Source organism: Saccharothrix longispora, assembly GCF_031455225.1.
Classification (GTDB): domain Bacteria; phylum Actinomycetota; class Actinomycetes; order Mycobacteriales; family Pseudonocardiaceae; genus Actinosynnema; species Actinosynnema longispora.
This window is the reverse complement of record NZ_JAVDSG010000001.1, coordinates 3578367-3597621: the sequence shown is the minus strand read 5'-3', so window position 1 is coordinate 3597621 and position 19255 is coordinate 3578367. Positions and strand designations below refer to the sequence as shown.

Below are 19255 nucleotides of genomic sequence, written 5' to 3'. Positions count from 1 at the left end.
GTGGCATGACCGGCACGACCGTCGAGCGCGACCCGTCGATGACGCTCAAGGACGAGATCCTGGAGAAGTACGGCCGCAACGCCTGGGACCTCATCCTCACCGTCTACGTCAACTTCTACTACTCCGAGCTGGACATCATCGACCTGTGCGCGCGCTGGCTGCCGCGCCGCCGCGGGCTGCGCGAGAAGAACTACCTGATCAGGCACGCGGCCGACGAGGTGGTCCACGCCCGGCTGTTCCGCGAGGGCGTCGAGAAGCTCGGCCAGCCCTGGCACGAGTTCGACCACGACGCCTACCGCATCGACGACATCGGCGACCGGTTCGCCAAGCTGTTCTACAGCGACGACGAGATCGAGGTCCTCATCGGGCTCAACCTCTACGCCGAGGGCGTGCTGGCGATGGAGGAGCTGTACCAGCTCGCGCGCAGCAAGACGCCGTACTTCCACCAGTTCGACCGCATCGAGCGGGAGGAGCGGCGGCACGTCGCCTTCGGCATCACGGTCGCCAACCAGGTGCTCGACGACAACGCCGAGGCCCGCAAGCGGGCCGTCGAGCACTGCAAGTGGTACCGGGACCACATGGAGGGCTACCTCGGCGGCCAGCTCAAGGAGTCGATCGCCTGGGCGATGGACGCGGGGTTCGTCTCCGACGACTACCTCGACCGGACGCGCGCGCGGTTCGACGACGTGATGTCCAAGATCGGGATCAAGGAGGACGCGGCATGACCACTCCCTACGAGCGGGCGCTCGCGGAGACGGACGGGACGCTCCGGAAGGACGTCGTCGAGCACCCCTTCATCGACACGATCCTGCGCGGCGACCTCACCGAGGACGTGTACGCGGCCTACCTGCGGGAGACCTTCCACCTGGTCACCCAGACGCCGTACTTCCTGTCGGCGGCGGCGTCCCGCAGCGCCGAGGGCTGGCTGCAGGACTTCTTCCTCAACCTCGCCATCGAGGAGCGCCACCACGACCGGCTGTGCGTCCAGGACCTGCGCCGGCTCGGCTACGACACCGACACCTACCTGGCGGGCCTGCCCGGCCTGGGCACCTGGACGATGGTCGGGCAGAACCACTGGGCGGTCTCGATGAAGGACCCGGCCGCGCTGCTGGGCTTCGCCGCGGCGACCGAGGGGCTCGGCGCCATGCTCGGCCCCAGGGTGTCCGCGGCCATGGTGACCTACCCGTTCGCCGAGCGGGCCCTGACCTTCCTGAAGGTGCACGCCGAGGAGGACCAGGAGCACGTCGAGATGGTGCGCAAGGCGTTCAACCGGGCGGCCACCACCGACCAGCGCTACGAGCTGATGGTCACCACCTGGACCTACACCCTGCGTGCCTACGGGCAGCTGTTCAGCGACGCGATGAGCGAAGCGAAGGTCAGCGCATGAGCACGGCGACCACGGCGCCGCAGGTCTGCCCGCTGCCCGCCGTGCTGGACGCCCTGGCGGGCAACGAGACCTCGTCGCTGGTCTTCCGCCGTGGCGGCGAACCCGACCGGGTCAGCCACGCCCGGTGCCGGGCCGACGCGGCCGGGTTGGCCGCGGCGCTGCGCGAGCGGGGGGTCGGTCCCGGCGCCAAGGTCGCCGTGCACGGTTCGACCGGGTACGAGTGGGTGCTCGCCGACCTGGCCTGCGTGCTGGTCGGGGCGCTGTCGGTCGCGCTGTACCCCAGCGCGCCCGTGCCGAGGGCGGTGGCGGTGGCCGGGGAGAGCGGCTGCCGCACCGTCCTCACCGACAACGCCGACGCCGTCGCCGCGTTCCGCGCGGCGGGGTTCGACGTGCTGTTCCTCGGCCACACCGCGCCCGACGGCGTCGAGTCGGTGGCCGAGCTGGTGTCGCGGGCCGGCCCCGCGGCGCGCGACGGGGCGCCGCAGCCGCGCACGGGGCCGTTCACCGTGGTCTCCACCAGCGGGACGCTCTCGGAGCCCAAGCTGTTCACCGTGGCGGCGGACCCCCTGCTGCGCACGATGGACCGGTTCGCCGAGATCTACGGCTTCGGGCGCGGCGACCGGCTGCTGCTGTACCTGCCGCTGTCCCACCTGCCCCAGCGCATGATGCTCTACTGGGGACTGCGGGCCGGCCTGGACTTCGTGCTGTCCGACCCGGCGCACATGGCGGCCGACGGCGCCGCGCACGCGCCCACCCTGCACGTCACCGTCCCGCGCGTGCTGGAGCACGTCCGGTGGCGGGTCTCGAAGGCGCTCAAGGGCCGGCAGGCGGAGCCGGGGGCGACCGCGGCGGCCTACCGGTCGATCTTCGGGCCGGCGATCCGGTCGATCTTCGTCGGCAGCGCGCCGACCGACCCGGCGTTGATGGCCGAGCTGCTCGCGGCCGACCTTCCGGTCTTCGAGGTCTACGGGACCACCGAGCTGGGCATGATCGGCCTCAACACCCCCGAGGCCCGCCGACCCGGCACCGTGGGCAGGCCCATCCCGTGGGGCGAGGTGCGGCTCGACCCCGGTACCAGGGAGGTGCTGGTCCGCACGCCGACGCCGTTCCTGCACGGCCGCCTCGTCGACGGTCGCGTGGAGCCGAAGCGGTGGGAGCCCGACCGGTTCGAGCCCACCGCCGACGTCGGCGAGTTCGACGCCGACGGGTTCCTGCGGGTGCTCGGGCGGCTGCGAGACTTCATCGTGCTGCCCAGCGGCGAGAAGGTCTTCGTCACCCCCATCGAGACCGCGGTGGCCCGAGCGGCCGGGGCGGGGCTGTGCCAGGTCGCGCCCGGCGCCGACGGCCGGCTGGGCGCGCTGCTGTTCTTCGAGCCCGACGAGGTGCCCGCCGACCACGACGTCGCCGCCGCCCTGCGCCGCGTCAACAGCGGCCTGCACCCCTGGGAGCGGGTGCGGTCCTACGCGGTCGTCGACCGCATGCCCACCGTCGAGGAGGGCTGCCTCACCGAGACGGGCAAACCGCGCCGGCACGTGATCGACCGGGTCCACGGCGCACCGGCCGCCCACCGGCGCCTCGACGCGCAGGCGGAACGGGCGAACTGACCGGACGAACCGCGCACCCGGGCTCGCCGGGTCGGGAAACGGAGTGGAGATCGTGGAACGGATCGACGTGACCGGCGGCGCCATCGGCTACCGGCGCGGCGGGAGCGGCCCGCCGCTGGTGCTCCTGTCCACGCTGGCAGGCGGCTGGCTGCGCCAGGTACCCGTGCTCAGCCGGCACTTCGACGTCCTCACCTACGACATGCGCGGCTTCGGCGACTCGCCGTCGGACACCGGCCACCCGACGAACGCGCAGCACGCCGACGACCTCGCGGTCCTGCTCGACCGCCTCGGCGTCGACCGGGCCGCGGTGGTCGGCATGTCGCACGGCGGGCTCGTCGCCCAGCACTTCGCGGCCAAGCACGCGGACCGGTTGACCGGCCTCGGGCTGGTGGCCACCTTCGCGGCGCCGCACGGCCCGACGCTCCTGCTGCTGCGCATGCTCAACGGCTTCCTGGAGCGCGGCGACCTCGCCGGGTTCTGGGAGGTGCTCAAGAGCATGCTCTTCTCCGCCGCGGGCGCACCGGAACTCGCCCGCCGCGAGGCGGCCCTGCGGCGGGCCATGTTCGACCAGTACGACGTGGCCGCGCTCGGCAGCATCTACGCGCAGGCGCTGGAGCACGACAGCCGGGCCTGGTTGGGCGAGGTGGGCTGCCCGACCCTGGTCGTCGGCGGCGCCGAGGACATCCTCTTCCCGCCGGTGCTGACCGAGGAGCTGGGCCGGCTCGTGCCGGGCGCGCGGGTCGAGCTGCTGCCCGCCGCGCACATCCCGCCCGTCGAGGCGCCGCGCCTGTTCAACGACCTGGTGGTCGACGTGTTCGGAGCGGCCCGGTGATCGGGGCGCGGGCGCTCGGCGAGGGCCGCGTGGTCGGGCTCGGCGACGCGGACGTGCACGTCTACGAGGTCGGACCGGCCGACGGTCCGCCGGTCGTGCTGCTGCACGGGTTCCTGACCTCGGCGACGACCTGGCGCGACGTCCACCCGGCCCTGGCCGAGCGGCACCGGGTGGTCCTGGTGGACCTGCCCGGCTGCGGCCGGTCGCCCGCGCCCCGCGCCCGCGGGTGGACGGCGGCGCGCGCGGCGGACCTGCTGGTCGAGCTGTTCGACGCCCTCGGGCTGGACGCCCCGGTGGTCGTGGGGAGCCAGATGGGCGGTTCGCTGGCGGCGTGGCTGGCCGCCCGCCACCCCCACCGGGTCTCCCGGCTCGTCGTGCTGGCGGCGGGCGCGCTGGGGGAGGGGGCCGCGAACCTGGGCCTGTACCGCGCGCTCGCCCGGCCGGTGCTGGGCCCGGTCCTGGCCCGGCTGTTCCCCTACCGGGTCTTCGCCGCGAAGTGGGCCGCCGCGCACGGCCCCGACCACCGGCCCGATCCGGCCGCCGTCCGGGCCTACCACCGGCAGTTCCGCGCCCGCGGCGCGGAGATGGCGCGGTTCGCCCTGGGCGTCCGGTTGAGCTACGGCGAGTCGTTCGACGCGCTCGCCGGGCCGCTGGAAGGGCTCGACGTGCCCACGTTGCTGCTCTTCGGGGCAGCCGACCGGCTCGTGCCGCCGTCGACCGGCCACCGGTTCGCCGAGCTGGTCCCCGGCTCCCGGCTGGTGCTGCTGCCCGGGTGCGGCGACTTCCCCCAGGAGGAGGCCGCCGCCGCGGTCGCCGCGTCCGTGACCGGCTTCCTCGCCGAGGCCGCGTGACGACCGCGCTCCGCTCCGCCGCCACCCGGCCGGATCAGGCGGCGCGCTGCTGCTCCACGGAGGCCAGCAGCGCGCCCGTGGCCGGGTGCCAGGGCCGGTTGCGGGGACCGGTGAGGATCAGCTCGCGGCTGATGCGCTGCACCAGCGGGACGAGCACGAGGTCCGGTCCCTCCATCCCGGCGGCCAGGCCCGGCACGATCGACACGCCGATGCCGGCCCGGACCATGGCGAACAGCGTGCCGAGCTGGCGCACCCGGTGGACCGCGTTGAGCCGCGCCCCGCTGCTCCGCTGCAACTCCTGGATGTGGCGCTCGCAGCCGCCCAGCGACAGCAGGAACGGGTCGTCCTCCAGGTCGGTGACGTCGACCGCCCCGCTCTCGGCCAGCGGGTGGTCGGTGCGCAGGACCGCGTGGAAGCGGTCCTCGGCCAGCAGCACCGCGCCCGGCGGCGTGCCGGCCGGGTCCACGACGACCGCGAGGTCGGCGCTCGCGCCGGTCAGCCAGCCGGTGACCTCGTCGTCGTCGCCCTCGAACAGCGAGATCGAGATGCCGGGGAACTCCACGCGCCAGCGGTCGAGCAGGCCGGGCAGCAGGCCGTGGCAGACGGTGGGGGGAGCCGCCAGCACGAGGTTGCCGCGCAGCCCGCTGTCGTGGTGGTGCGCGAGGTCCTCCATCGAGGTCATCGACGCCATCACCATCCGCGCGTGGACCAGCAGCCGCTCGCCGAGCAGGGTGGGGCGGACCGGGTTCCCCCTGATCAGGACCTGCCGCCCGGTGGCGCGCTCCAGGGACGCGATCGCGTGGGAGACCGCCGACTGGCTGATGCCGAGCTGCGCGGCCGCCGCGGAGAAGCTCGCCGTGTCCGACACGGCGATGAAGGCCCTGATCTGGGGAATTCCGATGCTCATGAAATATCCTCATGGGGATTCAAGCGAATCTCATTGGACTCATGATGCCCGACTGGTGACCATGGCCCCCAGCGGCATCCCGAAGGGACGGACGCCGCCAGAGGGGACATCCGACATGACCACGCCGACGGCGCCCGTGACGGCGCACGGCGACACCGCGCGGTGGCTGCCGAGCTTCATCGGGCTCTCCGCGCTGTGGGGATCGAGCTTCGCGTTGATCAAGATCGGGGTGGACGCCGGCGTCCACCCCCTGTGGGTGGCCCTGTGGCGCTGCCTGTTCGGGCTGCTGGCCCTGCTGGTCGTGTGCGCGGTGCAGCGGCTGGCGATCCCCCGGGACACGGCCACGTGGGGGCACGCGCTGGTCGTCGCCGCGCTGCTGAACGCCGCCCCGTTCGCCCTGTTCGCCTACGGGGAGCAGCACGTCGACTCGGTGCTGGCCGGGATCTTCAACGCCACCACCCCGCTGCTGACCATGCTGTTCGTCGTGATGCTCGTCCGCGACGAGCGCCTGACCGCGACCAAGGCGACGGGGCTGGTCCTGGGCTTCTGCGGGGTGCTGGTCATCCTCGGCGTGTGGGGCGGGATCGCCGGCGGCACCCTCGTCGGCGGGCTGGCCTGCCTCGCCGCCACCACGTGCTACGGGGCCGGGTTCGCCTACGCCCGGCGCTTCTTCTCGCAGCGGCCGGGCTCGGTGGCGGCGCTGTCGACGGTCCAGATCGGCTGCGCGACCGCCCAGCTCGCCGTGGTCACGGCGGCCGTCGGCGTGGCGCCGACCTGGCCGGGCTGGGGCGCGGCGATCGCGCTGCTCGTGCTGGGCGCGCTGGGCACCGGCGTCGCGTACATCCTGAACCTCCAGGTCATCCGACACGCAGGCCCGACGGCCGCGTCGACGGTCACCTACGTCATCCCGCTGTGGTCGACGGCCATCGGCGCGGTGCTGCTGTCCGAACCGGTCAGCTGGAACACCTTCGTCGGCGCGGCCCTGGTGATCGCGGGCATCCTCGTCACCCGGATGCGCACCGGCGGCCGGACCGCCGCGGCGGCGCAGCGCGCGTAGCGCCGGTCGCCGACCCGCCCGTCCGCGGCGGTCGACCGTGACCGCCGCGGCCCGGGCGCCCCTCCCCGCGCCGCTCGCGCCGGGCGGCTCCCGGCGGGTGTCCGCGACGCGCGGAGGGCGCCGGTCGTGACCGGGGCCGGGTGGCGCGGGCGGCTCGGCGTCGACGTCCCGGTCGTGCAGGCCCCGATCGGGAACGCCTGCACGCCGGAACTGGTCGCCGCCGTCGGCGAGGCGGGCGGGCTGGGGTTCCTGCCGGGCACGTGGTCGTCCCCGGCGGAGCTGCGCCGCCGCATCCACGCCGTCCGGCGGCTCACGTCGCGCTCCTTCGGGGTCAACCTCGTCCTCGACCGGCCGCAGCACGAGCGGCTCGCCCTCGTCCTCGACCACGGCGTCCCGGTGGTCTCCACGTTCTGGGGCAGCCCCGCGCCCTACCGCGGGCGGATCGAGGCCGCGGAGGCCCTGCACGTCCACACCGCCGGGAGCGTGGCCGAGGCGCGCGTCGCGGCGGACCTCGGCGTCGACGTGGTCGTGGCAGGGCTGGGAGGCGGGCGGGCACGTGCGGGGCACGACGTCCACCCTGGCCCTCGTGCCGGCGGTGGTCGACCGGATCTCGCCGGTCCCGGTGCTCGCCGCCGGCGGGATATGCGACGCGCGGGGCGTCCGGGCGGCGGTGGCGCTGGGCGCGTGCGGGGTGTGGGTCGGCACCCGGTTCCTGGTCGCCGAGCAGGCGGGGACGCACCCCCGGTACCGCGAGCGGCTCCGGGCGGCCACCGCCGAGGACGCGGTGCACACCGGGGTGTTCCGCGACGGCTGGCCCGACGCGCCGCACCGCGCGTTGCGCAACACCACGCTGACCCGCTGGGAGGACGCGGGCCGGCCGGGTCCGGGCGCGCGCCCCGGTGAGGGCGAGGTCGTCGCCGAGCACGCCTCGTTCGGACCGGTCCGGCGCTACGCCGACCTCGTGCCGGTCGTCGGCCACGTCGGGGACGTCGAGGGCATGGCGATGTACGCGGGCCAGGGGGTCGGGTTGATCGGGACGACCGCCGAACCCGCCGCGTCGATTGTCCACGAATTGTCTCGCGGTTGCGCCGGATGAAGATGGCTCATACATTGAATGACTCTCATTCATCTCACGGATCGTTACAGCTCTTCGGGTATTGTCATCATTTTGGGTTAATGGAGTCACCGCTTTGTGCGTAGGTCGTCTCGTGCTCGATTCGGTAACCTTTCCCGGTGCGGAACGATTCTTGCGAAAAGACGGAATTCACCCGGCTGCAACAGCGCCTGGGCGTCCTGTTCGAGGACACCTCGGGAGCGCCCGTGACGGTCGTGGTGGTGCCCAGCCTCACGCTGCACCCCGACGAGCTGCGCAAGATCCCCGGCGCGGTGCACTTCGAGCAGCGGCTGCTCTTCGAGTTCCAGTTGCTGCGCGAGCCGAACGTCAACCTGGTCTACGCGACCAGCGAGCGGATCGCTCCGGAGATCGTCGAGTACGCGCTCGGCCTGGTCCCCGCGCTGGTCGGCACCGAGGCGGCGGACCGGCTGACCCTGCTCGACTGCGACGACGACTCGCCGGCCCCGCTCACCGAGAAGGTGCTCCGGCGACCCGAGCTGGTCCGGAGGATCAAGGCGGCCGTCCGCGACCCCGCACGGGCCTACCTCGTGGTGTTCAACAGCACCGACCTGGAGCGCGAATTGGCGCTGCGACTGGGCATCCCGATGTTCTCCTGCGACCCGGCGCTGTCGGCGCTGGGCACCAAGAGCGGTGGCCGAACCCTCCTCAAAGAAGCGGGCGTGCCGGTGCCCGACGGTTTCGAGGACCTGTTCTCGGAAGGCGACCTGATCCGCGCGCTGGCGAGGTTGAAGCGCGCCGCACCGGAAATCCGGAAAGCCGTGGTGAAGCTCAACGACAGTTTCGCCGGGGCCGGGAACGCCGTGTTCTCCTACGAGGGCACGCCGGAGACGGGCACCGAGAACTGGATCGCCGAGCAGATCGCCACCCGGCTGAACGCCCCCGGCGACACGTGGCCCTCCTTCCGGGACAAGTTCGAGCACATGGGAGGCGTGGTCGAGCGCTTCGTGGAGGCACGCGCGCTCCGCTCGCCGTCGGCCCAGCTGGAGCTGGACCCGCGGGGAGGGGTGCGCGTCCTGTCCACCCACGACCAGGTGCTCGGCGGCCCGTCCGGTCAGACCTTCGTCGGCTGTGCGTTCCCCGCTCGCGACGCCTACCGCCTGCGCGTGCAGGAACTGGCCACGCGGGTGGGCCGGGCGCTGGCGAGCGCCGGCGTGGTGGGCCAGCTCAGCGTCGACTTCGTCGTGGACGAGGCCGCCCCCGAGCAGGTGCACGCCTTGGAGATCAACCTGCGCATGGGCGGTGCGACCGCGCCGTACATGTTCATGCGCGGGCTCGTCGGCGGCCACTACGACCTGGGCACCGGCCACCACCTGGCCCCCGACGGCTCGCCGCGCCACTACGTCACCAGCGATCGAATCCAGGACGACGCGTTCCGCTCCCTCTCGTACGACGACCTCGTGGGGATCGCGCGCGAGCACGGCGTGGCCTACGACCACACGACCGGCACCGGCGCGTTCTACTACGCCCTCGGCGCCCTGCCGGAGTTCGGCAAGCTCGGCATGGTGGCGGTCGGCACCTCCCGCGACGACGCCCAGCGACGCTACGACACCCTGGTCACGGCCCTGCGCACGACCGCCGCGCAACGGGTGCCCGCCACGACGGCCTGACCGCGGACGCCGGTGGCCGCGGACGCCGGTCGCGCGATCGGCGGCGCGCGTCGCCCCGGTCGGGCGGGTCACGTCGTCCGACCGGGTCCACCGTCTCCGAGGACCGGGCTGATCGATCCGCAAGGGTTGGGATCGGATTCGCCGGGGTTTGCCGAGGGCGGTCTCGATCCTCGCGAGCTGTTCCGGGTTCGCAGGAACGCCGCGGTCGACAGCGAGATCATGTCCGCCGGGATCTTTCCTCCTCCGCGGTGAGGTCGACCATGTCGCAGCGGTGAACGACCCGGCCGGTTCCGCGGCGGCACCCAGGTGCGCCGGGACGGCGCCACCCTGCTGTGCCAGGGCCTCGACCTGGGTGATCCCGACCTCGACGCCTGTCCCGCGTACCTGGCCGGTCACCGCGTCGTCGCCACCGAACTGCTCGTCGGCGATGCCGGCCCGCCCGAACCGGTCGTCGGCGACTGGTGGTCGCTCGTGCCCCTGCCGCACGGCGGCTCACTGGCCACCGTCCTGGCCGAGGACACCATCGCATTTCGGACTGCGTCAGCGGATCGTCGAGGAGCCGGTCCAGCCGGTGTGGCAGGGCGGTGGGGGACAGGTCGGGAAGTCCCAGCCCCAGAAGGTCAGCACCCCGGTGCTCCAAGGCGCGCTGCAACGCCGCGTAGCGCCGCAGTGGCTCCTCCCAGTGGCGGGGGTCCGGGTCCGCGCCGAGGACGTCCGCCAGCGAGCGGTCGTAGCCGGGCAGCAGGGACCACCCTCGAGCGGGTTCGATCCCCAGCGGATGCGGGGCACTGCCGGGTGTCCACTGCTCCAGCGCCGCCGGCAGGGCGGGTTCGTGCACCGCACCGGGGGGCACCGCTTTGAACCACACCACCCCGCCGGTGGTGGGCGCCCGCAGGGTGACCGACCACGGGCGCAACCGGGGCCGGACGTCACCGACGACCGCGGTCTCGTGCGCGGCGCACACCGAGGTGACCCACTGGAGCACCTCCCGCGCCACTCCGGGGCGCTCCACGGTGAGGGCGGCTCGTCGGTCCGGTTCACGGGCGGGTGTCCTCCTTCGTCGGGGATGAGACTGGCGCTTCACCACTGAGCGCGAGTACGGCGGCGGCCGGTTCCGGGTTGCGGAATGGCCGTCGACGGCGGTGGTGGTGGCGCGCAACGCCTCGGCGGCGTCGACCTTCCCGGCGAGGACGGCGTACCGCGCCACGACCGCCGGAGTCCGGGAGCGGCCCACGGCGCAGTGCAACGTCACTCTCCGGCCCTCCTCTCGCAGCGCGAGGACGAGCCGCGCTGCCTGGTCGAGTGTGCGGGCGAGGTCTGCGTCGGTACCGGGAGCGTCGGTCAACCACACCTCGACGTGGTCATCGGGCACCATGATCTCGGAGGCGCCGACCCGGCACAGCGACACCACCGCGTCCACCTCCGGGCCGGGCTTTGCCGCGCCCAGGTTGCCGAGCACGACGTTCGAGTCGTGCAGGTGGAGCACCACCAAGAGGAAGTCGCGCCCTGGCTGCGGTCGGCCGTTCGCCAGCCGGCGTGGGCGGGCTGACCGAGGCGGACCGCGACACCCCCCAGTCGCGGCGGCTCACCCCGAGGAGGACCACGCGGTCCAGTCCGGGGTGTTCGCCGCCGACCTGCGGGCCGCCGCCGCGCGCCGGACGCCAGGGAGACCGAGGTGAGCGAGCTGGTCGCCGAAATCCTCGGCCACTCGGCCGAGTCGCCAGGTTGTGGGCCGCGCACGCCGCGGCGTTCCGCCGCGTCGACCGCAAGTGCCTCGACCACCCGTGCTCGGCCTCCCGGAGGTGAACTGCCTCGACCTGTTCAGCGAGGACGGCCGCCGGCGCTTGCTGCGGTTCACCCCCGGCGCTGGGTTCCGACAGCGCCGACAAGCCGGACCTGCTCGCCGTCACCGGCACCGTGAGTCCGACCCGCCCCGGAGGAGCCCGCTCCCGCGGCGTTGTCAGCGCGGCGGTGTCAACGCGGCTCGCCGCACCTCGTCACAGGGGGCTGCGCAGCCCGTCCAGCACGAGGGTGATGACATCGTCGGCCTCGGCCCGCCAACCGGGCCGGTCATGGGCCGCGCCGATGCCGTGCAGCGCCATCATGACGGCACCGGCGTCCACGTCGTCGCGAACGGCGCCCTCCTGTACGGCGGCGGCCACGAGGTCGGCGACAGCCCGCTCAAGCTCCCGGCTGCCCTCGGCGAGGGCGCTCGAGCGATCGGCCATGAGCGTGGCCAACGTCCGGGCGAGGCCCTGGTGGGCGTCCATGTGGTCGACCATGCCACGCAGAAAGGCCGCCAACGCCTCCGCCGCGGGCAGCGTGGCCCGCAGCCGGCGGGCGCGGTCGCACAGCGTGGCGACTTCCCCGTGGTAGACCGCCTCGGCCAGCGCCTCCCGGGTGGGGAAATGGCGGTACAGCGTGCCCGTGCCCACCCCTGCGAGGCGAGCGAAGTCGTCGAAGCGCAGGTCGAAGAAGCCGCCGGCCTCGAAGACCTCCCGGGCCGCGGCGAGCAGGGCCTCGCGCTTGCGCCGGGCGTCGGCCCGCAGCGGCTTGTCGGCGGTCATGAGCTACCCCCTGTTGACAAGTGGAGATGACCTCCATATTTTGGCAAGTGGAGATGACCTCCAGATCGATCGTACCCCACGAGGTGCAGCGTGAAGATCCTGATGTTCGGCCGAGGCGTGATCGCCACCATCTACGGCTGGACCCTGCAACAGGCGGGACACGACGTCGAGTTCTACGTCCGCCCGGGCCGTGCGGCGACGTACGGGGAAGCGATCGACCTCGACCTGCTCGACACGCGGCGCCGGGTGTGGGGACAGCGCGTCGTCGAGCGGTGGCCGGTGCGCTACCGCGAAGCCCTGGAGCCGGACCACGACTTCGACCTGATCGTGCTCAGCGTGCCCCACCACCGCCTCGCGGAGGCGACGGCCTTCCTGGCCCCGCGGATCGGCCAGGCCGCGGTGCTGGTCTTCGGCAACATCTGGACCGAGCCGCCGGCCGCGATCGGCGCACTCCCCGTCGACCGGATCGCCTGGGGCTTTCCCCAGGCCGGTGGCGGTTTCGGCGCGGACGGTGTGCTCCGCGGGGGACTGTTGCCGTCGGTCGTCTTCGGCACCCTCGGCCAGGCCCCGACCGACCGGGAGCGAGCCGTGCGCCAGGCGTTTCGCGAGGCCGGGTTCCGACTCAAGGAGCAACCCGACTTCCGCGGCTGGCTGTGGGTCCACTTCGCGTCGGACGCCGGCCTGTTCTCGCAGGGCCTGCGGCTGGGGTCCCTGTCCGAGCTGGCCGGGTCGACGAGCGACTTCCGCGAGGCGCTGCTGACCGGCCGCGAGCTGCTGCCGCTCCTCGAGGCGCGCGGCATCGACCTGCGACGTCACCGGGGCGGTGTGCTGCTGTTCCGGACGCCCACCTGGCTGATGGCCCCCGTGCTCGCCTGGCTGACCGCTCACGTCACGCCGCTGCGCGTGAATTTCGAGGCGCACTCCGACCCCGACGCCCAGGAGCCGCGTGAGGTCTGCCGGGACACCCTGGCCGAAGCGCGACGGTTGGGCATCCCGGTACCGCGACTGGAAGCGGCGGAACCGTACTTCGCCCGTGAGGGGACAGGTCGAGTCTGACTCCGCCGACGTCGTCGGCCCCCGTGGTCCATCGCGCTTGCCTGGTCCGCCGCATCCGGAGCCGAACCCGGTCGCACCGTCGCTCGACTGCCGTTCGCACACGGCTTTCGCTGTCCGGCCTCCACCGCCTGTCCGTGACGCCGTGGAAGAAAGTCATGGTCACCGCCGAGAAGCGCCGCCGCCGGCGTACGAGGAGATCCGCGAGGAAGAGCCGGTCTCGCGGGTTCGCCTGCCCGACGGTGGTCAGGACCTGGTGGTCAGCCGCCACCGACCGGGGATCCCGGGTTCCGCGGACCGTTGCGCTGTCCGGCCGACACCGCCGCGGGCGCGCGGGGGTTACCGTTGATCGATCCAGTACCACTTCAGGACATACTCGCAACGGAGCGATCATGCCCGACTTACGCGCGTCGCTGGCCGTGTTGGCGCTCGCGACAGCCCTGCCACTGGCCGCCACTCCCGCGGCGGTCGCGTCCGCCGCGCACGTCATCGCCGAACTGCCGGGTGCCGCGGGCCTGCCCGGCACCCTCGGCTACCACCCCACCGGTGTCAACGACCTCGGCCAGATCATCGGCAGCGCCCAGGGCGACGGGCTGACGCGCGCGGTGCTGTGGGCGCCGCGCGGCGGTGCGACCGACCTCGGCCCCGGTCTGGCCGGCGCGATCAGCCAGAGCGGCAAGGTGCTCGGATTGACCTCCGACGGCGTGCCGGACACGCAGAAGCCGTGGATCTGGTTCGCGGGTCAGCGGAAGGCCATCACCCCGCCGGGAGCCGCGTGGGCGCTGGCGCAGGTGATCAACGACGACGGCAGCGTGCCGATGTCGTACGCCACGTCGTCCCGAGGCGAGCAGCACGCCACCGTCTGGGACGGCGAGCGGCACGTGGAGCTGCCGGTGGCCGGTGATCACGTGTCGACGTACGCGATCAACAACGCCGGTGTCGTCGCGGCGAGCTACGCCTCCGCCTCCTTCCAGGAGTTCGCCGCGCTCCGCTGCGCCGACGGGGCGTGCACGGAGCTGACCCCCGGTCCGGGCTACGGCACGTACGACCCGGAGGCGATCAACGAGGCCGGTGTGATCGTCGCCAACCGCGGCATGGTGGCGCTGCGCTGGGACGGCGAGGAAATGACCGTCCTGTCGGAGAGCGGCCGGCTCGCCCACGGCGAGCAGTCCCTCAACGAGCGCGGCGACGCGGTCGGCTGGGTGCTGGAGGGCGGCACGTCCCGCGCGGTGCTGTGGCCCGCCGGCGGCAAGCAGCTCGACCTCGGCGTGCCCGGCAACTCCGTGGCGACCGCGATCAACGAGCGCGGCGACATCATCGGCCACACCTCGTCGCCGGACCACTCGTCGACCCGCGTGTTCCTCTGGCGCGGCGGGCAGCTCACCTACCTCGACTCGCTGGGCGGCGCCCACAGCACACCGGTCGCGCTGAACAACCACGGCGTCGTGGTCGGCCGCAGCACCACCGCCGACGGCACCTGGAAGGGTGTGCGCTGGACCCCGGTCGCCACGACCCCGTCCCGCTGACGCCCGTTGGTCGCCCCGGGCGCTCACCGTCCGGGGCGACCGGTCAGGTCATCCACGCGTTGTGGTGGACCGCACCGCGTCGCGCATCGCATTCGACCGCGTGCCGAAGGCCGCTCCGGAAGCCGTGGCCCAGAACGTTTCGACGTCATCGAGAATGGCGACGAGGAGATCTCCCCGACTCTGTCGCGGACCCTGGCGGACGACGGGCGCAACGGTTCCGGCAAGGGCCTCGAACGCCGGTTCGCGACGTCGCACGCGCAGCTCACCAGCAGGGGGTAGCACGTCCGGCAGGCCCGGTCGCGACCCGACGCCGTCGCGCACCCGATCACGGCGCACGGGTCGGATCGGTCCCGGACGAGCGGTCGACACCGACTGCGGCCGCGAACGCACCCTCGATAACCGGGTCGACCCGACCGGCTTTCGGGCAGAGACGAAGGCCGGTCGGGTCGTCGGACAGGGAGACGTGTCAGCGATCAGGTCAGGATCAGCGACAGGCCGTAGGCGGACAGGATCGGGTTGACCTCCTGGTAGTACGTGGTTCCACCGGTCGAGCAGTTGCCCGAGCCGCCCGAGGTCACGCCTTGGGCCTGGTTCGAGCTGAGCCACGAGCCGCCGGAGTCGCCGGGCTGGGCGCAGACGTTCGTGCGGGTCAGGTTGTAGACGACGCCCTGGGGGTAGTTCACGGTCTGGTTACGGGCCTGGATGTAGTTGCACCACATACCGGTGGTCGAGCCCGAGCGGCACACGCCGGAGCCCACCGGGACCTGCGCGGAACCGCGCACGTAGTACCAGTAGCCGTCGTAGCCCTCCATGTAGCCCCACAGGTTCACGCCCGCGACGGTCTGCACCCACGCGTAGTCGTAGTAGGGGAACGTGGAGCCGGCGAAGTAGCCGTAGAGCGCGCCGTACTGGTCGGTGGCCTGGGAGCCGGGGGTGCCGCAGTGGCCTGCGGTCACGAATCCGCCGTACACGGCGAAGCCGATGGAGCACCGGCCCGCGTTGTTGATCCAGTACGGCCAGCCGCCGACGACATCGGCGTAGGGCACGGGGGAGTGGTCCTCCTGCACCACGCGCACGGCGCGGTGCAGGGCCTTGGCCTCGTCGATGAACCCGGTCACGGCGGCGTCGACCTTGTGCCGGTTGACGGTGACGACGACCGCGTTGGTCTGCACGTCGACGTACCAGCCGTTCACTCCGGCGGGCGCGGCCTTGCCGGCCTGCCGGTCGAGGGCGGTCTTGACGGCGTCGAGCTGGGCATAGGTGTGCGCGACGGGCACGACGGTCACGTCGAGACCGGTCTTGTCGGCAGCGGCGTCACCGGCTACCGCGACGGCGAGCTTGCCGGCTGCGGGGTCGAACCAGCTGCCCGCGTAGGCGGCGCCGTAGAGCTTGCGGGCGACGACCTCGGCGCCACGCGCCTTGTCCTCTTGGGCCAGGCGTGTTTGCACGCCCTCGGCGGTGAGGCCGAAGTCGCGCTTCATCGCCTCGGCCATACCGAGGGAGACGCGCGGTGCGGAGGTGGAGGACGTGGTCGCTACACCGCTGGGCGCGGCGACTGCGGGCAGGGGCGCAATGGCGAGGCCGATCGCGAGGACGACCGCGCCGGCTAATCGGACGGTACGTGAAGAAGCCACTTGGGCAGCCCTTTCAGGCGAGGGTGCAGGGAGGCGCCGGCCGGTCGCCCGGGATATGCGAACGGAGCTCAGGGACCAGCCGGCAACGCCGTTTATAACCCGACGGATTCGGGACGATACTTTCTCGGTCCGACACGCCCATACCGCCGAGTCGGTGGCGTTTGATGATTGTTTAGGAAGGTCGACGGCGCGTGGAATCGTCCAGGTGTGCCAAGCATGTTACGGAAACCCTTCATTCGGTGTTCCGTAGTGACGCAACTCGACGCGTCGGGAGAATCCGGACCCGGAGTGCGCTACATCACTGGGCGCTTCTGGTGTGCTTCCGCGCTCGAGACGCACATCCCTCCGGCACCTCGGGCGTGTGACATCGGCGCGAACTCCGCCGCGGTCGGGGAGTGGGTCCCAGCCTGACAGGCCGAGGGCGACAGCCCGCTCCGCGCGGAGTTCGTCCCGGTCGGCGGCCGGTCGATCGGCGTCGACGAACTCCCCGGGCACGTCTGGGTCGACGCCTTGGCCGACCGGGCGGTGTACGCCTTCGCCCGACCCGCTTACCTCCGCGAAGGTGAAGGCGTACGGATACCTCGAGAAAGGTGCTATTCGCGGTGACCGAGTATGTCCGCATTTTGCGGTTCCGCAGGTGATGCGGTGTTCGTTTGGGTGGGTGAGTGCTGCGGAGTCCGTGGTGATCGGGTGGTGTGCGCGAGCCAAGCGGGTGCGGCCTTCCGTCCGACGCTAATACGCCTTCCTGTTGTGGACGAAGGAACCGGTGTTCGACCTTTCGCACCGAACGAGGGAGTTCATCGGTGATCACGTCTTCGCCCGGTCGGCACAGGGGCAGAGCCCTGCCGGCGATCATCGCAGCACTGACGGTCCTACCGCTCGCGCTCGCCGTCACCTCCGCGCAACCGGCCTCTGCGGCGCCGGGCGTCCCCCAGGCGCCGGTCGTGGTGTTCGCCGAGGGCTTCGAGAACGGCCAGGGCGCCACACCCGTCCTGCTCACCGACTACACCGGAGCGCCGCCGGTCGCGCAGACCTACTCCGCCGATCCGGCGTGGCTGACCGCCTGCAACGGTTGGCTGGCCTCGCCGCAACAGCCGAGCGCACCGCCGCCGGGCAGCGGGTGCAGCGCGGGCAACTGGCAGGCGGTCCAGACCATGGCCGGGGTCCTGGGGCAGTGGGCGGGAGGCGACCCGGCCACCAACCACGCCGTCACCGCCTACACCGCAGCGAACCCCGGAGCGGGCAGAGTGCAGCTGCGCACCGAACAGCCCATCCCGCTGCCCGCACCCGACCGGTTCCTGACCTTCTCGGTGGACGCGGCCGAGCAGAACTGCTTCGCCAACCACGCGCTGTTCGAGTTCTACCTGCTCGACGGCGCGACCGCAGTGCCCACCTTCACCACCCCGATCGAGCCCTGCGCCAACCCCGCCACCGTCATCGACGGCACCGCCGTGGGCACCTACACCAGCGACCGGCCGGTGCTGTTCGGCGGCTCGTCGGTGGGAGTGCAGCTGGTCAACGCCCAGGGCAGCGGTGTCGGCAACGACGCCGCGTTCGACAACGTCCGGGTCCTGGACGTCACCCCGCAGCTGGACGTCGGCTACAGCCCGCCCCCGGTGCAGATGGGGCAGACGGCCACCCTGACCTTCACCGTCACCAACACCGCCGAGCTGGCGGTCAAGGACGGCTGGTCGTTCACCGCGAACCTGCCGGCGGGACTGACCGCCACCGCCCAGCCCACCACGGACTGCACCGACGCCACCGCCTCCACCGCCGCCGGCACGGTCACCGCCACCGGCGCCCTGGCCACCGGCCAGGTCTCGTGCGCCGTCGCCGTCACGGTCACCGCCGCCCGCCCCGGCACCTACACCACCTGCGCCACCGACGTGACCACGCGGGTCGGCCTCAACGCGCCGGGGTGCGCCTCGGTGCGGTTCATCGCGCCCGTGCTGCTGTTCGACGCCCACGCGCATGGTGGCAAGCTGACCGCTCCACTGGTCGGCGTGGGCCCGCTCGCCCCGTCGGACCTCACCTGCACGCCCCAACCGGGCCTGGACCAGGACCAGGCGCTCGGCGCCACCCTGCCGGGGATCGGCTCGCTGGGCGTCATCGACACCGAGGCCCACGGCACCGTCGGCGGTGACGGCCAGCGCACCGCCACCGCATGGGCCCGCACCGCGAAGGTCTCCTTGCTGGGCGGCCTGATCACCGCCGACGAGATCCGCGCCAAGGCTGCCGCCGCCGAAGACCTCGACGGCGCGGTCACCACCGCAGGCGAGGTCGAGCTGGTCAACCTGCGGATCAACGGCACCCCCGTGGTCAACCCCGCGGTCGACCTGACCATCACCATCCCGCTCGTGGCCACCGTCGTGGTCAACGAACAACGGACCCTGGCAGGCGGCGCCGGCATCGCCGTCAACGCCCTGCACGTCCGACTGCTCAACGGCGTCGACCTCGTGATCAGCCACGCGCGAGTCACCCTGACCCGCCCCGGCACCCCCTGCCCGATCGACTGACGCCCCGGGGTGGTGCAGGTGCGTCCCTCACCTGCACCACCCCGGTAGCCGGAGAACCACGATCGGCCGGACGCGCCGCAGTCGTGTGCCGCTTGTCGGCTGATGACCCGGAGGCCGACCAGGGCGATCGGAGAGGCAGCGGTCGAGCAGGCGGCGGCTCGTGGACTCCTCGGTGGTCGGGCTGCGACCGATGCCCAGGAGGTCGGCCGGCCTGGTGTGGCGGACGAGCCCGCTGACCGGGTGTGATCGGGCCACCCGCGTGTCGACCGGTGTACCGGGGAACGTGGTGTCGGCCAAGGTTTCCGTCCACTCGGGCAAGGCGACCGCCGTCACCGCCGTGGTGATCACGTCCTGCCGCTGGCGGGCGTGTCCGCTCCCGCGTGCGGCTACGACGCCGTACACCGGCTCCGGCGCCGAGGGCAGACCTTTCCGGGATTCCCTGTGATCGGTGAGGAAGCGGCGTCGCCCTGACCCGCTGACCCGCTCGTTTGCCCCGGGACGACCCGCGACGGTCCCGCCGGCCGATTGCCGGGCGATGGCCGATCGCGTCCCCCGGGGGTGTCGTGAGAACAGACCTCA

General features: G+C 72.6%; 15 protein-coding genes and 1 pseudogene. 13 read left to right on the top strand and 3 right to left on the bottom strand.

Going from position 1 to position 19255, the window contains the following annotated elements:
* Nucleotides 1-5: 5 nt before the first annotated feature.
* The 5 genes from J2S66_RS14620 to J2S66_RS14600 are packed head-to-tail and all read left to right on the top strand — an operon-like array spanning nt 6 to nt 4674.
* Nucleotides 6-725, top strand: coding sequence for a hypothetical protein (locus J2S66_RS14620; protein ID WP_310307578.1), 720 nt, complete (start codon nt 6-8; stop codon nt 723-725).
* Entirely contained in the window at nt 722-1387 is a 666-nt protein-coding gene (locus J2S66_RS14615) for an iron-containing redox enzyme family protein (protein WP_306744590.1), read from the top strand. The genes J2S66_RS14620 and J2S66_RS14615 overlap by 4 nt, the downstream gene beginning before the upstream one ends.
* A complete protein-coding gene (locus J2S66_RS14610; RefSeq protein WP_310307576.1) occupies nt 1384-2991 on the top strand; it encodes an AMP-binding protein in 1608 nt (535 codons plus the stop codon). The genes J2S66_RS14615 and J2S66_RS14610 overlap by 4 nt, the downstream gene beginning before the upstream one ends.
* A gap of 43 nt (nt 2992-3034) precedes the next feature.
* Nucleotides 3035-3823 (top strand): alpha/beta fold hydrolase, encoded by a 789-nt coding sequence (locus J2S66_RS14605; protein ID WP_310307575.1) that lies wholly within the window; start codon nt 3035-3037, stop codon nt 3821-3823.
* The gene (locus tag J2S66_RS14600) at nt 3820-4674 is read left to right on the top strand and encodes an alpha/beta fold hydrolase (RefSeq protein ID WP_310307573.1); all 855 of its coding nucleotides are present in this window, start codon (nt 3820-3822) and stop codon (nt 4672-4674) included. The genes J2S66_RS14605 and J2S66_RS14600 overlap by 4 nt, the downstream gene beginning before the upstream one ends.
* 34 nt (nt 4675-4708) lie before the next feature.
* On the opposite strand, the gene J2S66_RS14595 is transcribed toward J2S66_RS14600, so the two are convergent.
* Nucleotides 4709-5581: a LysR family transcriptional regulator gene (locus tag J2S66_RS14595; RefSeq protein WP_306744586.1), complete on the bottom strand. Its 873-nt coding sequence runs from the start codon at nt 5579-5581 to the stop codon at nt 4709-4711.
* A 115-nt stretch (nt 5582-5696) separates the two neighbouring features.
* Here J2S66_RS14595 and J2S66_RS14590 point away from each other — a divergent pair, with 115 nt between their 5' ends.
* The 5 genes and pseudogenes from J2S66_RS14590 (at nt 5697) to J2S66_RS14570 (ending at nt 10929) form a co-directional block, all read left to right on the top strand.
* Complete coding sequence (locus J2S66_RS14590) at nt 5697-6638, top strand: DMT family transporter (RefSeq protein ID WP_310307571.1); 942 nt, start codon at nt 5697-5699, stop codon at nt 6636-6638.
* A 126-nt stretch (nt 6639-6764) separates the two neighbouring features.
* Nucleotides 6765-6935 (top strand): annotated as a pseudogene (locus J2S66_RS14585) (nitronate monooxygenase); the annotation flags it as partial.
* Between the two features lie 259 nt (nt 6936-7194).
* A complete protein-coding gene (locus tag J2S66_RS14580; RefSeq protein WP_310307570.1) occupies nt 7195-7734 on the top strand; it encodes an NAD(P)H-dependent flavin oxidoreductase in 540 nt (179 codons plus the stop codon).
* A gap of 224 nt (nt 7735-7958) precedes the next feature.
* The gene (locus J2S66_RS14575; protein ID WP_310307569.1) at nt 7959-9380 is read left to right on the top strand and encodes a peptide ligase PGM1-related protein; all 1422 of its coding nucleotides are present in this window, start codon (nt 7959-7961) and stop codon (nt 9378-9380) included.
* Between the two features lie 1126 nt (nt 9381-10506).
* On the top strand, nt 10507-10929 hold the full coding sequence (locus J2S66_RS14570; RefSeq protein WP_310307568.1) for a hypothetical protein: 423 nt from the start codon (nt 10507-10509) through the stop codon (nt 10927-10929).
* A 448-nt stretch (nt 10930-11377) separates the two neighbouring features.
* Here J2S66_RS14570 and J2S66_RS14565 read toward each other — a convergent pair whose 3' ends face one another.
* Nucleotides 11378-11947, bottom strand: coding sequence for a TetR/AcrR family transcriptional regulator (locus tag J2S66_RS14565; RefSeq protein WP_310307567.1), 570 nt, complete (start codon nt 11945-11947; stop codon nt 11378-11380).
* A 90-nt stretch (nt 11948-12037) separates the two neighbouring features.
* On the opposite strand from J2S66_RS14565, the gene J2S66_RS14560 reads away from it, so the two are divergent.
* Both J2S66_RS14560 and J2S66_RS14555 read left to right on the top strand, forming a co-directional pair.
* Nucleotides 12038-13003 (top strand): ketopantoate reductase family protein, encoded by a 966-nt coding sequence (locus tag J2S66_RS14560; RefSeq protein WP_310307566.1) that lies wholly within the window; start codon nt 12038-12040, stop codon nt 13001-13003.
* A 389-nt stretch (nt 13004-13392) separates the two neighbouring features.
* Entirely contained in the window at nt 13393-14526 is a 1134-nt protein-coding gene (locus J2S66_RS14555; protein ID WP_310307565.1) for a hypothetical protein, read from the top strand.
* 473 nt (nt 14527-14999) lie between these two features.
* On the opposite strand, the gene J2S66_RS14550 is transcribed toward J2S66_RS14555, so the two are convergent.
* Nucleotides 15000-16007, bottom strand: coding sequence for a S1 family peptidase (locus J2S66_RS14550; RefSeq protein WP_310307564.1), 1008 nt, complete (start codon nt 16005-16007; stop codon nt 15000-15002).
* 956 nt (nt 16008-16963) lie between these two features.
* Between J2S66_RS14550 and J2S66_RS14545 the strand changes: the two genes are divergently transcribed.
* Nucleotides 16964-18676 carry a choice-of-anchor P domain-containing protein gene (locus tag J2S66_RS14545; protein ID WP_310307563.1) on the top strand — a complete coding sequence of 571 codons (1713 nt, stop codon included), beginning with the start codon at nt 16964-16966 and terminating at the stop codon, nt 18674-18676.
* The last annotated feature ends 579 nt before the right edge of the window (nt 18677-19255 follow it).

Bases quoted from the DNA above. Each gene is read 5' to 3' on its own strand.
- J2S66_RS14620 (WP_310307578.1), top strand. From the start codon at position 6: ATGACCGGCACGACCGTCGAGCGCGACCCGTCGATGACGCTCAAGGAC.
- J2S66_RS14615 (WP_306744590.1), top strand. From the start codon at position 722: ATGACCACTCCCTACGAGCGGGCGCTCGCGGAGACGGACGGGACGCTC.
- J2S66_RS14610 (WP_310307576.1), top strand. From the start codon at position 1,384: ATGAGCACGGCGACCACGGCGCCGCAGGTCTGCCCGCTGCCCGCCGTG.
- J2S66_RS14595 (WP_306744586.1), bottom strand. From the start codon at position 5,581: ATGAGCATCGGAATTCCCCAGATCAGGGCCTTCATCGCCGTGTCGGAC.
- J2S66_RS14590 (WP_310307571.1), top strand. From the start codon at position 5,697: ATGACCACGCCGACGGCGCCCGTGACGGCGCACGGCGACACCGCGCGG.
- J2S66_RS14570 (WP_310307568.1), top strand. From the start codon at position 10,507: ATGGCCGTCGACGGCGGTGGTGGTGGCGCGCAACGCCTCGGCGGCGTC.
- J2S66_RS14565 (WP_310307567.1), bottom strand. From the start codon at position 11,947: ATGACCGCCGACAAGCCGCTGCGGGCCGACGCCCGGCGCAAGCGCGAG.
- J2S66_RS14555 (WP_310307565.1), top strand. From the start codon at position 13,393: ATGCCCGACTTACGCGCGTCGCTGGCCGTGTTGGCGCTCGCGACAGCC.
- J2S66_RS14550 (WP_310307564.1), bottom strand. From the start codon at position 16,007: ATGAAGCGCGACTTCGGCCTCACCGCCGAGGGCGTGCAAACACGCCTG.